The 14,322-nt window shown below is 55.8% G+C and carries 13 protein-coding genes and 2 pseudogenes; 9 read left to right on the top strand and 6 right to left on the bottom strand.

Annotated elements, in window-relative coordinates; all coding sequences use genetic code 11:
• A partial coding sequence (locus tag EKM04_RS11780) for a hypothetical protein (protein WP_252094063.1) occupies window positions 1-215 on the top strand: 215 nt, incomplete at its 5' end.
• A 144-nt stretch (window positions 216-359) separates the two neighbouring features.
• On the opposite strand, the gene EKM04_RS11775 is transcribed toward EKM04_RS11780, so the two are convergent.
• The 4 genes from EKM04_RS11775 to EKM04_RS11760 form a co-directional block, all read right to left on the bottom strand.
• Window positions 360-2,552 (bottom strand): putative bifunctional diguanylate cyclase/phosphodiesterase, encoded by a 2,193-nt coding sequence (locus tag EKM04_RS11775; protein ID WP_183897537.1) that lies wholly within the window; start codon window positions 2,550-2,552, stop codon window positions 360-362.
• A gap of 455 nt (window positions 2,553-3,007) precedes the next feature.
• The gene (locus tag EKM04_RS11770) at window positions 3,008-3,796 is read right to left on the bottom strand and encodes a COG3904 family protein (RefSeq protein WP_183897538.1); all 789 of its coding nucleotides are present in this window, start codon (window positions 3,794-3,796) and stop codon (window positions 3,008-3,010) included.
• Entirely contained in the window at window positions 3,793-5,112 is a 1,320-nt protein-coding gene (locus EKM04_RS11765; protein WP_183897539.1) for a hypothetical protein, read from the bottom strand. Before EKM04_RS11765 ends, EKM04_RS11770 begins: the two co-directional genes overlap by 4 nt.
• Before the next feature lie 240 nt (window positions 5,113-5,352).
• Window positions 5,353-5,589, bottom strand: a complete 237-nt coding sequence (locus EKM04_RS11760; RefSeq protein WP_183897540.1) for a hypothetical protein — start codon at window positions 5,587-5,589, stop codon at window positions 5,353-5,355.
• 55 nt (window positions 5,590-5,644) lie between these two features.
• On the opposite strand from EKM04_RS11760, the gene EKM04_RS11755 reads away from it, so the two are divergent.
• Window positions 5,645-5,839 (top strand): hypothetical protein, encoded by a 195-nt coding sequence (locus tag EKM04_RS11755; RefSeq protein WP_183897541.1) that lies wholly within the window; start codon window positions 5,645-5,647, stop codon window positions 5,837-5,839.
• A gap of 265 nt (window positions 5,840-6,104) precedes the next feature.
• Here EKM04_RS11755 and EKM04_RS11750 read toward each other — a convergent pair whose 3' ends face one another.
• Both EKM04_RS11750 and EKM04_RS11745 read right to left on the bottom strand, forming a co-directional pair.
• Window positions 6,105-6,785, bottom strand: coding sequence for a permease (locus EKM04_RS11750; RefSeq protein ID WP_234911038.1), 681 nt, complete (start codon window positions 6,783-6,785; stop codon window positions 6,105-6,107).
• A gap of 135 nt (window positions 6,786-6,920) precedes the next feature.
• A pseudogene (locus tag EKM04_RS11745) lies at window positions 6,921-7,821 on the bottom strand (IS5 family transposase).
• Between EKM04_RS11745 and EKM04_RS11740 the strand changes: the two are divergent.
• The 7 genes and pseudogenes from EKM04_RS11740 (at window position 7,816) to EKM04_RS11710 (ending at window position 14,321) form a co-directional block, all read left to right on the top strand.
• Window positions 7,816-8,457, top strand: coding sequence for a fumarylacetoacetate hydrolase family protein (locus tag EKM04_RS11740; RefSeq protein WP_183897614.1), 642 nt, complete (start codon window positions 7,816-7,818; stop codon window positions 8,455-8,457). The pseudogene EKM04_RS11745 and the gene EKM04_RS11740 overlap by 6 nt on opposite strands.
• A gap of 13 nt (window positions 8,458-8,470) precedes the next feature.
• Entirely contained in the window at window positions 8,471-9,703 is a 1,233-nt protein-coding gene (locus tag EKM04_RS11735) for a 3-hydroxybenzoate 6-monooxygenase (RefSeq protein WP_183897543.1), read from the top strand.
• A gap of 169 nt (window positions 9,704-9,872) precedes the next feature.
• On the top strand, window positions 9,873-10,922 hold the full coding sequence (locus EKM04_RS11730) for an aromatic ring-hydroxylating dioxygenase subunit alpha (protein ID WP_183897544.1): 1,050 nt from the start codon (window positions 9,873-9,875) through the stop codon (window positions 10,920-10,922).
• A gap of 61 nt (window positions 10,923-10,983) precedes the next feature.
• The gene (locus EKM04_RS11725; protein ID WP_183897545.1) at window positions 10,984-11,973 is read left to right on the top strand and encodes a PDR/VanB family oxidoreductase; all 990 of its coding nucleotides are present in this window, start codon (window positions 10,984-10,986) and stop codon (window positions 11,971-11,973) included.
• 23 nt (window positions 11,974-11,996) lie between these two features.
• Window positions 11,997-13,049 (top strand): cupin domain-containing protein, encoded by a 1,053-nt coding sequence (locus EKM04_RS11720; protein ID WP_234911039.1) that lies wholly within the window; start codon window positions 11,997-11,999, stop codon window positions 13,047-13,049.
• A gap of 19 nt (window positions 13,050-13,068) precedes the next feature.
• On the top strand, window positions 13,069-13,209 hold the full coding sequence (locus EKM04_RS11715) for a hypothetical protein (protein WP_183897547.1): 141 nt from the start codon (window positions 13,069-13,071) through the stop codon (window positions 13,207-13,209).
• A 429-nt stretch (window positions 13,210-13,638) separates the two neighbouring features.
• A pseudogene (locus tag EKM04_RS11710) lies at window positions 13,639-14,321 on the top strand (IS6 family transposase).
• Window position 14,322: the final 1 nt, after the last annotated feature.

Raw genomic sequence — 14,322 nt, 5'->3', positions numbered from 1 at the left:
ATCTGCAAACGATGGACAATCGAGCCAAATCGTTTCATCCTAAATCCGATCCATCAAATGCCGGGACTGAACAACTAGATTCCATCTCTCGACACCCGAAAGATGCTTTCGCCGGACGCTCGCCCTTCAACTCATATCGCTTCGTTGCCATCAACATGCTCCGTGACAAACACCACGCTCTACGAATCAGCGATCGAATGATTTGGGAACCCTAAATGTCGATTGGGCCTAAGGCCTAATCAACGGCGCAGACTAATGGGTGCCAAGGGTTAATTTCGCCTCAAGCGCTGCGATCGTTCCCTCAACCCTTCTGAATTTCTGAGCACCACAAGCCCATCAGTGGTTTGACCACGTTAACTTCAAACTCCTGTCGAAATAAGGTTTGTAGCAGTTGTCAAATGAAGACGTGCGAAGTCACTCGCTTTCACAGGGCGACCGTAGAGATAGCCCTGCCCTTCATCGCACGCATAGTGCTGCATCAGGTGTTCCTGTTCGACAGTCTCAATGCCTTCAGCAATGACTTCAAGGTCAAATCCTGCCGCCAGTCGGGTAACTGCTTCAATGATCGCCTCATCTTTCTTATTACGCTCACCGCCACTGACAAAGGATCGATCGATCTTCAGGCGGCTGACAGGATAGTCCTTCAAAAGGCTGAGCGACGCGAAACCGGTTCCAAAGTCATCGAAAGCAATGCCCACGCCGCGTGAGCGAAGATGATGAAGGGGCTGCATGATGCGTTGTTCGTTTTTCAGGATGATATTTTCCGTTATCTCTAATTCCAGCGCCGTCGGCGGTAAATAGCTTTCCGCAAGTGCTGTCTCGACGGATTTCGCAAAATCCCGCGCCCTGAACTGGGCAGCGAACAAATTGACGCCGATCCTGAAATTTTCGTAACCGGCCTGTCGCCATTGCGCTGCCTGCGCACACGCCGTGCGTACTATCCACTCGCCCACGGGAACAGCAAGAAGGCTTGCCTCTAGTGCAGGCAAAAAAGCGGCAGGCGAGACGACGCCAAGCTGTGGATGGTTCCACCTTATCAGCGCCTCTGCCCCGGATAGGCTGCCATCGCTGAGTTTGATCTGAGGCTGGTAATACAGCTCAAATTCGCGATTTTCCCAGGCTTGACGGATCGAGGAGCTCATGGCTCCCTTCTTCAAGGCCGTTTGGCGAAGCTCAGGAGTAAATATGCGCACGAGGTGGCGACCGTCTGCCTTCGCCTGATACAGCGCCAAATCTGCGTTCCCGAGCATCCGCTCACTGTCATCTTCCGGGCCCGATTTAAGCGCAATACCGATACTGGCCCCGATGTGAATGGACTCGTTGTCGAATTCGATAGGTTCCTCGATAACAGAGATGAGTTTCGAAGCAAACTCACTGGTTTTTATAGGATCCGCCGTTTCAGACATCACGATGACAAACTCGTCCCCGCCCAGCCGGGCTGCCATGTGGTGGGAAGGAACGCTTTCACGAAGACGGTGAGCTATGATCTTGAGAACAGAGTCGCCTGCAGAGTGTCCTAGTGTGTCGTTTACGTCCTTGAAACCGTCCAGATCTATGAGGAGAATCGCGAAATGCGCTTGGTTGTCACAGGCCTCTCGAATTCGTTGCTTCAAACTTGATCTATTTGCGAGGCCGGTAAGATGATCGAATTCAGCAGCATGTTTTAATTGCTCCATTGCTTCCATGCGGCTCGTCATATCGCGAATAATTGCACCGAACTGGGGTTCACCCGCTTCATTCCACTGCGATAGGGAAAGCTGGATGGGAACGTCGGAGCCGTCACGACGTTTAGCCGTCAAATTAACGGATGTCCCTATGATCCTCGGATGGGCGCCGGTCACCACCCTGTCGAGACCAGCGCAATGTCTGGCGCGCATTGCGTCCGGCACAATAATGTCGAGGGGCTTACCTAGCGCTTCTTCTTTAGAATAACCGAAAATTCCTTCGGCCGATGCATTCCATGACGTGATCTGGTTTTTGCCGTTCGCGCAGATGATAGCGTCTGGAGATGTAGATGTAACGTTGATGAATTTGTTACGGCTATTCTCGATATCCCGTTCTAACCGCCGCACCTCCATTCTTTCGAGGACCATCGCTGCAAGATCCTGAAGTGTACGCTGGTCACGCTCCGAAAATGTCTTCCTCGGTTTCGGATCGATCAAGCATAAGCTTCCAAGTGCATGCCCACCAGAGCTTATAAGCGGCGCACCAGCATAGAAGCGAATATTCGGATATCCGGTGACCAGCGCATTTGATCGGAAGCGCACGTCTTTAGATGCATCCGGGATAACAAAGACTCTGGATTCCATCATTGCGTAGGTGCAAAACGAAACATCTCGTCCAGTTTCGCACACATCCAGGCCGATACGAGCTTTAAAAAATTGCCGATCACGATGTACCAAAGAAATCAGAACGGTTGGGACATCAAAAATCCGAGACGCCATTTGTATAATGTGGTCGTATTCCCGTTCAGGTGCCGTATCCATCAGCGCGAAGCTATCCAGTACCTCGATTCGTTTTTCGTCATCGTTGGGAATCGGGTAAAGGCTCATGACAATCGCTCGCTGCATTTATATTACGAATGAGCAAACGCGAAAAAGCTTAAAGCATAATGATTCTATGACGGGAATTCCGGCCAACACGTCAAACCATGCAATTAGCCTTTATAAATCTTAAAAATTTAAGTTGGGTCCTGCTGAAGTAAGAAGTGATAGCAGTGGAAATAGAGATGGGCGACCCTCCTCGGTCACCCAAAATCTAAGCTATTCGTTCATCGTAACCGTCGCAGTGTCCGATGATATTTTCAAAGACTTTTGAGAGGACATTCTATCTGAGACCTTGACTAGGTCGGATCGACATGGAGCGTAGCCAGATCATGGCAGCAGCGAGATCGACGAAACCCTCAAAATGGATGGTCTGCCGATCCTACCCCTTTTGCGGAAGTCGGACGTGACAATGGCTTTTAAGAGGAGAAAGGCTGAATGCCGGGCGGCTGCACCTTGCTTCATCAGCCAGCGCTTGTTCCAACTACAGGGATTGCGTCTGTCGTCAGCCGATATTTCACCATTTCTGCGGGCGTCAGATAATAGAGCTGGTTGGGCGGGGTCTCCAGCGCATGGATCCACAAACCGGCGCCGATACCCATTTCATCGAGATGTCGCGAGACGCGCGCGGTGATTGCCTGAGCACTGGACATCGCTTGGTCCGGTGACGGACGATCGATGCCGCCATTGAACACCTGATGGACGCCCACCACGGCATCTTTTTCCGCCGATCGTGTCACGCCACCGGCAAAGACGATCGGGCAGGAGGAGGCGCAGAGTGCCTTTTTCGCAACCTTCGTGGCGATCTTTCTCTCCCGGATCAGCTTTGACATCGCGATGGCGTCGTCGACCGAACCTCCCGGTGAGTCCAAAGAGACCAATTTGATATACTCTCCCCGGGCCTCGACCTCGCTGGCAAAACGGCCAGCTGCGCCGGGGTCGATGGTGCCTTCGGCAACGAGCACGCCCCCGGAGACGAGATTGAATGTCATCGGCTTGCGCAAGACTTCCTCCGGGCTCGAGGGTTGGACTGGCGGTGCGCCAGGCGCTCCTGGAGCGGTCGTCGGCGGGAGAAAGGTCGGCACATCCGGCAATGTTTCAAGACCCGGTCTCGCCGCTTCAGCCGTACTGATCTCACGGATATCGACCACCAGAAAGGCAGCCGCTGCCACGAGCAGCACGTAGAAGGCGCCGCGCATCAACACGCCGTCGTCTACGCTGATCAAAGCCTTGAGCGCGGATGTCGGTTTCATGTCGCCGGGCCTTTGCGCGGCGTTTTGTTGAGACCGAGACTGGTGATGTTATTGGCCTCCGTCTCGTCCATGCTGTTTTCAGCTTCCGCAATGGTCTCTTCTGTAGCCTGCACTTCGCTGGCAGAGAGGGTTTCGGCCGCTACAGCCTTCTGCATCGCCAGTGCCTGCATCAGTTCCGCCACGGTAATCCGTTCAGCAAATGGCATGGTCTCCTCCTGCCTGCGGATGGCACCATTTACAATCGCCAGAATGAACACCATGACACCTGGCAACAGGTCGATGGAAATAGCCCCTGCCCATGCGGGAATGAAGTCGGAAGCATAACGCAAGACGGCTTCCGCTGACGATAGCGGCACGAAACGCCGCTCGGCGACGGGAGCGCGCGAGAGAATTTCATCGGCGGCGTCGGACAGCACCTTGGACTGCGCAGCAACTGAAGCGCGGATGGTTTCCATCACGCGGTCCTGACGGGTGATCAGATCCTGTTCGCCGCCATCGGGGATCGGAGCGATGAAGCCGAGCGAAAGATCGTCAGCCGCACGGCGGATGGAGGGGGCGATCGAGGTTTGCCCCAGCGAGGTAATGACGCCGGTCAGGGCCACGACTTCAGACGAGAATTTGTCTGCGCGTGGTTCGACGACGCCAGGTGCCGAGACCAGACCACGCATGGTCTCGAGTCGTTTCTGACCTTCGTTGAACAGGCTGGTAACCTGCTCACGCGAGGCATTGATGCCGTTTTCCAGCTCGTTCAGTTGCGACGACATCTGCGATAGCAGCGAAACGACGCTGCCGGAACCGGTGGTGCCGGTCAGCGCGCCGGACTGTCGTTCGGATGCCGCAAGCTGGGTGAAGCGCTCCTTGGCGCGTTGAATGTCCGGCAACAGGCTCTGTGCTGCCAGCGCATTCTGGTGCGCCTGATCCAGATCTTCCGTGTAATCCTCGACCGTTTCCGCCAGATGCTGCTCTAGTGCCGCCGATCCTGCGAGCGCGGCAGCATTCAGCCAGCTCGACATGGCCAGGATCATCACGCAGCCAGCAGCCATCACCGCCAGCAAGGCAGTGCGGCTGGAACGACTGGTGACGTGCGGATAAAACCGCGCCATGTAGGACCAGAAGGCGTAGATGCCGACGGATACTGAAGCAGAGTATATGATGGCGGCAAAAAAGACAGCCGTTGGCGAGCCATCCAGAATGCTGCGCACGCCCAGATAGGTGTAGACGCCGGAAGCGAGTGCGAGAACGGCAAGGGCGAAACGTGTCATCGTTTCGACCGCCGTCAGGCTTTCCTGCAAGCGATGCGATGCGCCAAGCGCCATGGCCGATCTCCGGAAAAGGAATGTATTCCTTGTACACTGACTTAAAATTCGGCGAATTCAAGGCTGCTGAGATAGGTGGCTTCCGCAGTGCACCATGCAGGGTCAACTTTTGGTTATCCCTGCGTGAAAACAGCCCAGCTACAGGTTTTCGGGTTCGAAAGGAAAGACGCGCGGACCGGAATCTTGCTTCACCCTTCAGTTGATATCGAAATGCTCACGATCATACGGTGCCGCGTATTGTTACAAAGGCGGGTAAACCGAGTGGCGACGAGGCCAATAAAGGCGGTCCGTCTTGGCGCCGCCGAAAAAGAGGTTCGTGCACCACTCCATTGGACGGTTGAAGCCGATGGCCTTGCCTTGCGAATTGTGCATCTTGAAGCCGTTGAGGTCTTCGGGCTCGGTACAGGGCGCACCGTTGCTGCCCCAGCCGCACCAGATATTGCCGTCGACATTGACCTTGTTATGGTTGGCGGCCAAGTCTTAGCTCCAGATGATGCGGTGCGTTCTGGGTATCGAGCGGCAGGACGTGGAAATGTTGGATCAGGATGTCCATACGTTCGGCTATGGCAGTGGTGATCAAAAGCCTCTGTTTGCATTCTTATCGGGATTGGCGAGCTTCCACAGCCAGACCAACCACTTCGTTCCGGCCATTGCGGCTCTTCAGCACCAGCCACTATCGACGCCTATGTTCACGAGTGGGTCGTCAGGGACATGGCGGATTGCATGACCATCTCTGCGGCGAGCCTACGTTCTGGGTTCGCCAGATTGTGGTCGCCTCATTCCAGCATCGATGGCTGCGCCGTAGCCTGCCAGCCGTCGCCTTACGCAAATCTCCGTTTTCTAATTTGATGCGAACGCTTTGCCGCTACCCCCTGGTTGCCGAGCCGCCGTAATCAGTCCCCGGCGTTGCGGACGTTTGTCAACTTCCTGAAAAAACCATCGTCGCATCTTTCCGATCGCCCCCCGGCCCTGAAATGGAATCGGATGGCACCTCAACCCGTTCCTGAAGCGATGTTCTTGGCATCGAGGCTTATCATGATCGCGAGCGTTAATGCTGAAAAGGTAGCGGTAAACAGCGCAATCATGAATATACCGGTTGCCTTCCCGAATCCGATACCCAAGTCTCGCATGAACCAGCGAACTTGTGCCTGCGCATACCAAATAGTGGCAACGGACACGGTAAAAAGGCCCGCACTAAAGGCTTGCCGATGCGGCATGCTGAAAAAATCAACCCCAAGAACGAGAACGAATGCGAAGGGCGCGGCCACATAACACTGGCTGAAGAAGGGTGCGCGCAGCGTGTCACGCGTGATCCTCACCTTCTTGGATCGCAAAAGCGTCACCGCCATACAGAGCGGGTAAATCCCGAAGATCACCCCTCTGGCAATGAGCAGGTTGGAACCGGAGCCGAGTTCGGCCGCAGCGGTAGTTGGATCGTAATCTGAAGGAAGAGCCCCTGAGAGGCCTTGTGAAAGGAGAAGGGTAATCAAAAGGAACAATGGCGGACTTAGGGTGTCCTCGTACTGATCTTCCGTTTGATCAGCCAGTTCGTTGTCCGCGTAGCGCATCATGCCGAGGGGCCTGACAACTGATCGCCACATGGTCAACGGATAAAACAAAAGCCATGAAACCAGCTCGTACAGCAATTCTTCGAGAGACTTCAGCAGTTTCATGAAGTCCAACGCCAGTCCCCTCCAAAATCGCCTGCGACGCGTCTTTTCATATCAACCGCGGCCAGCAGCGTCACGTTGTCATGCCGAACTTTATCTTTTCTCAGAGAAAGAATCGAAAAGAAATCAATAAACGTTTTAGCCTGTTAGCTTTCGGGTGAGCATGCGGATATGGACGAAGAGAACCCACGCTTCAGCGGAGGCAACTGGTGTCTCCCAATCCTTGGTCAGCCGCCTGCATCAACGAAGCCCGGCGAATGCGCGCTCTCCACGACCCAATGACGCGGCCGCACTGCAAAGCCTTTTACCTCATCTGTTCGCTTGACGCGCTTCAACGTGAACGCCGCGACACTGCACAATGTGACCAGGAGCTTCGGCCCGACGTAACCGCCATCGGCAAAGATTTGCCGGAGCCGCGGCCAACGTCTGACGACGGTTTTGAGAGCTGCTGTTGCACCGTCGGGGTCTTGAATCTCAGCACCGTGACCAATCAGCCCCACCATGGGGCCAAGCGTATCGATAACGATAGTGCGCTTGCGGCCTTTGATCTCAGCGCAAACGCAGTTTGTGGTCTCACCCGCATTATAGCCCGCAATCCCCCGCATTCAGTCATTTCAACGCTCTAACTGTCTATCACGCCTGCCGTCGTTGAGGCTTTCTTTCCTTCCAGCTGTCACGCCTCCATAAAGAGATGAGGGCTGATCCGCAGCCACAAGCCACTCGCCCGCCATCCATCGAAATACCCCAGTACGGTCGAAGAAGTGGAAAAACCTCCGGCGACATTCATCATTGGCACTTAGCCGTGGCGATATAAAGCAGTGCATTCAGAGCTTCGCGCAATTCTAGCTTGCGCAGTCGGCTGGAGCCTGCGTGGCGTCGGCATCAATAGAGTGATCAGCGATCACTCTCTGCCCGTCAGATCACGTGCATAACACTCCGTCCATCGGACGTATTGGTGACGGGTGAAATCCTTCCAGCCCCTGTCGGTCGCCCATGAGTCCCAAGCAAATCCGAAGGATTTAGAACGGACCGAATTCACTCAACTCTTTTTTGCCCACACTCGGCTCCTGTCAATTACCAGAAGCATCTCAATGAGGTGCGTGACCAGGTCGATCTGCATCACGGCAATGAGGCGCATATGCGCCAGATCCGTGATATCGGCCTCTTCTTAAAGGCGAGTTCTTCTTTGATCGGCCCATCGGATCGCGTCGTTATCGGAAAGCCCGAGCGTCGCAATGATCATGAGATCGAGCTGGCCGTGGTGATCGGACGCATCGCCAAGAACGTTCCCGCTGCCGAAGCTCTCGATTATGTTGCCGGCTATGCGGTCGCGCTCGACATGACAGTGCGTGGCCCGGAAGATCGCAGTTTCCGCAAGTCCCTCGATACCTATTCGGTCCTGGGTCCGTGGCTCGTGACCGCCGACGAACTCCCCGATCCTGCCTGCTTGGATTTCGAATTAACAGTCAATGGGCTGACGCGACAGAAGGCAAATACCCGTGACCTCGTTCTCAGTGTGTCCGAACTGATCGAATTCGCATCCAGCTTCTACACGCTTCATCCGGGAGACCTGATCTTCACCGGAACGCCTGAGGGCGTGGGGCCCGTAGAACGGGGAGACCGAATTGTCGCGGGGATCGACGGCGTCGGCAGCATCACCATCGATGTCGCGTGAGAAGAGGCAAACCATGCAAAAGCAAGATTTCATCATCATCGGCGGCGGCATCGGTGGCCTGGCTGCTGCCTACTCTTTGTCGAGAATTGGAAAGAGGGTAACTGTCCTGGAGCAGGCCCCGCAATTTGCCGAAATCGGCGCTGGCATCCAGCTGGGGCCGAACAGTTACAAGATGTTTCAGCGTCTCGAAATGGTTGAGGATGTCAATGCCATCTCCGCCTTTCCCGATCACCTGATGATGCGCGACAGCGTAACCGCAGAGATTATCGCCAGTATCCCGGCTGGCGAGGATTTTCGCCGGCTTTTCGGCTTTCCCTATGCGGTCATTCACCGGGCCGATCTCCATTCGGCTTTTCTGCGCCGGTGCGCTGTCTCGCCTTTGGTCTCCATGCATGTCAACAGCAAGGCTGTGTCGATCAAGCAGGACGAAGGTGGCGTCGAGGTTCGCACCGAGACGGGCGAGACTTACTCTGGCGCAGCGCTGATCGGTGCCGACGGGATCTGGTCGCTGACCCGGCAGATTGTCGCCGGTGAAAGCAAGACACGCCCGGCTGGACATATCGCCTACCGTGCCGTTTTACCGAGCACGGATGTCCCCGAGGAATTGCGATCCAATACCATGACCCTCTGGGCCGGGGAGAAGGCGCACCTTGTGCAATATCCGTTGCGTGGCGGCGAATTGTTCAACCTCGTCGCAGTGTTTCATTCGCAGCGCTTCTCGGAAGGCTGGAATGACTACGGCGACCCCGCCGAGCTACATGCCGCCTTTACCGACAAATGCGAGCAGGTACGCACCCTGCTCGGAAAGATCGAAAGCTGGCGGATGTGGGTTCTGAACGACCGCGATCCGATCCGTGAGTGGGTTAAGGGGCGGATCGCTTTGTTGGGAGACGCAGCACACCCCATGCTTCAGTACTTGGCACAGGGTGCGAATATGGCGATAGAAGATGCCGTCTGTCTTGCCGATATGCTGGTGAATGAGGGCGAAAATGTCGAACGCGCATTCCTGCGCTATCGTGACGCCCGCTACCTGCGCACGACACGGGTGCAGATGCAGGCCCGCCTCTACGGCGAAATCTACCATGCAAGCGGCGCGGCACGCGACATGCGCAACGCAGAAATCAGATCATGGCCCGTCGAGCGGCATTATCAGGGCCTGTCCTGGCTTTACGACATTTCGCCGACATGGCGTGATGATGGCTGCAAGAATCCGATCGGGGAGGGTTGGATCGGGAACGCAGCCTGAAAATCGGAAGATTGTCTGGGGTCATAGGCCCAACCGGGAGGAGAAACAGATGAAACTGCAAGGATTGGCACGCTTTTCCATCTGCTTGCGAAATGTGCTGACTGCCTTTCCGGCGCTGTCGCTGTGGCTCCCTGGCCCGATAAAATGAACGATGTAAGGGAGGACGAAAATGACCGAAAGAAGTTATCCGCTCAATGCTTGGTACGCCGTCTCGTGGGATCACGAGTTGACGAAGACGAGAATGCTGGCACGAACCATCTGCGCGAAGTCGCTGCTTTTCTATCGCAAGCGTGATGGTGCGGCAGTGGCAATGGACAACGCTTGTTGGCACCGCCTCGCCCCTCTATCCAAGGGCCACCTTGTCGGCGACAATGTCGTGTGTCCCTATCATGGTCTCGTCTTTGAACCCGGCGGTCGCTGCGTACACATGCCGTCGCAGGATACAATCAATCCCGCTGCCTGTGTACGGACCTATCCCTTGGTGGAGAGACACAGGCTGGCCTGGGTCTGGATGGGTAACCCTGTCGCAGCAGATACCAACTTGATCCCCGATCTCCATTGGAACGACGACCCGGAATGGACCGGTGACGGTCGCACTCTGCAACTGAAGGCGAACTACCTGCTCGCGATCGACAACCTGATGGACCTGACACATGAGACATTTGTTCATGCGGGTTCCATCGGAAATGATGCGGTGGCAGAAGCGCCTTTCCAAGTGAATCATGGCGCGGGTCGCGCTCGGGTGACCCGCTGGATCCTCAACCAAGACGCACCCAGCTTTTGGGCCGAGCAACTGGGTAAGCCGGGCCTGGTGGATCGTTGGCAGATTATCAACTTCACCGCCCCTTCCACTATTTCACTGGATGTTGGTGTCGCTCCGGCTGGGAGCGGCGCGCCGCAGGGCGACCGCTCGCAGGGCGTGAACGGTCAGATCACCTTTGCCATCACCCCCGAAACGGAGACGACGACGCATTATTTCTGGTCTGCCAATCGCAACTTCCGAATCGACAGCGTCAGCCTCACGACAATCTGGCGGGAAGGAGTAGGCAGGATCTTTGCCCAGGACGAAGACATCCTTGAAGCCCAACAACGCGCAATCGAAGCCAACCCAGACAAGATTTTCTATGACCTTAACATCGATGCGGGGGGCGCATGGGCACGACGCAAGGTGGACGAGATGCTCGCTCACGAACGCGGCGACGCTCGCAACGTCGGCTGAACGCAACACTTGCGAGGTTCCGAGGAGGGAGCTTCTCAGCGAAGGATCGGGAGGAATATCCATGAGAACAGCCAGCTTGAATATCGAAGCGAAGGTCTTCGAGACCAAGCAGATCACAGCAGCGATCCGGCTGATCCGCTTTGAAGTGCCGTCGGGCGTCCTGGAGATGGAAGCGGGAGCTCATGTGACCTTCGACGTGCCCAAAGGTGGTCGCATCATCACTCGTTCCTACTCGGTAGTCGACGACGGCAAGGCACCGCACGCACTGACCATCGCGGTGCGGCTGGAACCCGCCAGCAAGGGTGGGTCGAAATACATGTGTTTGCTGACACCAGGTGACTCGATTGTCATCTCCGGCAATGGCAATGTCCTGCGCCCTGCCTTCTCGGGACAAAGCTACCTGATCCTGGCCGGAGGTATCGGCGTCACACCGATGACCGGCATGGTGCGGGCGCTTAAGCGCACCGGCAAGCCACTCAGTATGATCTATTGCGCTCGCGCTCCCGAGGACGCCGCCTTTGTTCCGGAACTGCGCGAGGTACTCGGGAACGCACTGCAAACGCGGTTCGACAGCCTTGGACAAACGCTTAACGTCCCGGAGCTGATCGCTGGACTGGCACCAGATACGCTGGTCTTCATGTGCGGACCTCGGGGGATGATGGACGCGGTCAAGTCCGCCTGGCGGGATCGCGGACTGCCAATTGAAAACCTCCGCTACGAAACATTTGCAAATTCCGGAAGCCTAACAAGCGTACCCTTCAGAGTGACGGTGGAAGAGAGCGGTCGCAGTGTTGAGGTGGGAGAGGATGAAAGCCCGCTGGACGCCCTCCTGGCCAGCGGCCACGAGGTCTTGAGCGACTGTCGGCGCGGTGAGTGCGGCCTCTGCAAGCTCCACGTCATTGCTCTCGATGGGCCACTGGATCATCGTGACGTTTTTCTCAGCGACCATGAGCGGGCCGCACGCGACAGCATTTGCGCGTGCGTTTCGCGGCTGGGAGGTGGGCACATGCATCTCAAAATCGACGACATCCACCACGGGCGAAGCGCCTGATACAGGTAGAAAGGATATACATGATGACGGCAACAACCCAGCAGCGCCACGACTTCTACAGCCGCCTAGAGCCAGGCTCACTTGTTCCTCTGTGGGAGCGCATGAAAGGCCTGGTGCCGCGTGAACCGAACAACCGCACCCTCGCCCATATCTGGCGCTTTGAGGAGGTGCGACCTCTTCTGCTCGAGGCCGGCACACTCTTGACTGCCCAAGAGGCCGAACGTCGGGTTCTGGTGTTCGAAAACCCGGCCTTTCCCGGCACATCGCGGATCAATTCCACGCTTTATGCCGGAATGCAATTGATCCTCCCGGGCGAAACGGCACCGGCACACAGACACGCAGCCGGTGCGCTTCGCTTCATTCTGGAGAGCGATGGCGGTTACACCACAGTGGCGGGCGAGCGTGCCGACATGAAGCATGGCGATCTCGTCATCACCCCTAGCGGCACCTGGCATGATCACGGTCATGATGGGCAGGGTCCATGCATCTGGGTGGATGCGCTGGATGTGCCGCTGGTCAACATTTTCGAATGCGGGTTCTCAGAAGAACTGGACGATAACCAGCAGCAGATTACCCGTAAGAACGGCCACTCCCTGTCGGAATTCGGGTCTGGCATGCTGCCGATGGACCCGATCTCGCCGTTCGGAAAGACCTCTCCTGTTTTCAGCTACCCCTATGATCGCGCACGCGCTGCATTGATGGCCCTGAAAGCCTCCGTCTCCGCCGATGCATTTCAGGGCTATAGCTTGCGCTACGCGAACCCGCTGGATGGCGGATGGGTAATGCCGATGATCGCCGCGTGGCTGTCCTATTTGCCCACTGGTTTTGAGACCTCGCCCTATCGTGCGACCGACAATCAGGCCGTTATCGTGGCAGAAGGTTTGGTTACCGTTAAGCTGCGTGGGGAGGTCTATAAGCTGGGGAAGAACGATGTAATGGCCCTTCCCGGCTGGTGCTGGCGCACGCTAAAGGCTGAAGAGGATGCGGTCCTGTTCTTTTTCTCCGATCGTAGCGCACAGGAAAAGCTAGGTATTTGGCGCGAGCAGCGCGGGAATAAGACCGAGGCGGATAGGTAACTTTGTTGATGCCGCGAAGATGCCGATAGAGGACATCGGCGCCCGCATCACATTGCCAGAAGACGGCCGCGCGGCGGTCTTCCAGGAGATCGAAAAGCTCATAGAGAACATGTTCATCGATCTGGCTCTCAAAATCGCGGACGTCGTCTTTTTGATCTGAGGTTCGGTTGAGCCACATAGGTTGCGGTGCAGTTCTCAGCTGATCGGCGGTCGCGGTTCGACTTCACCTTCAAAACACGGCTGGCCTGGATGAAATCGGCGGACAAAGGCTGGTCGATCACGGGAACCCGGTAATCGGCTTGGACAAAATATCAATTACCTGTCAAAATCTGGAGAGAATGCAATCAAAAATTGTGACAAAAGCATGAATTCAGTGGAGGAAAGTTTCGGTAAAGCTGTAACTTCAGGTTCTGCGTCATCTAAATCGGGAGTGTCGAGCCGCTGAACATTGATGGTAAATACAAGCACGTATTGTATATCTGTGCCCTTTCCATGTGGCTTTGTCGCAATTTGTTTGGATCGTTTGCAACGTGACGACTGATGTTATAAATCTAGCGGAAGATGAGCCCGCAGGCTGAGTTCCCCGAACATGGCCGATCTCAAATGCGATCACTACCCGAAAGACATGATTATATACGTGGTATTTTTCGACGTCAGATATGCTGTCTCCTATCGAGACCTGGAAGAGATGTCGCCGAGCGCGTCGTCGTAGTCGACCACGCGACGCTGAACAGATGGGTCTTGAAATAGTCGTCGCTGATCGCCAGCCAGGCCCATCGCCGGAAATCTGCAACTCATTTCTGCTGTTGGACGGACGAGACCTATATCCTGGTCAAAGGCAAGTGGACATATTTCTATCGGGCGGTCGATAAATTCGGCAAAACCCTTGATTTCATGTTGTCTAAGCGTCGCGATGAAGCCGCGGCCAGCGCCTTCTTCCCACGCACGATCAAGAAGAGCGGTTGGCCAGAAAAGGTCGTCATCGACAAGAGCGGCGCGAACCTCGTAGGCTTGCAAAACATCAACTGGCTTCTACTGTTGCCGGGATGGTTCTGGCTGATCGAAATCCTGCAGGTCAAATATCTCAAAAACATGCTTGAGCAGGACCACCGGTTCATCAAGAAGCTGACTGGTCCGATGAAGAGCTTCAAATCCTTCCGGTCCGAGTCAGCGACCGTGGATGGCATAAAGGTGGCCCACATGATCCGAAAGCAGCAGTTTCAGGCGAACGGCCAATCGGCATTTCAGCAATTCGCTTCACTTGCTGCATAAC

This window comes from Rhizobium skierniewicense Ch11, from assembly GCF_023757665.1.
GTDB classification, from domain to species: domain Bacteria; phylum Pseudomonadota; class Alphaproteobacteria; order Rhizobiales; family Rhizobiaceae; genus Agrobacterium; species Agrobacterium skierniewicense.
The sequence above is the reverse complement of the archived record's forward strand: the minus strand, read 5'-3'. Positions and strand labels throughout refer to the sequence as shown.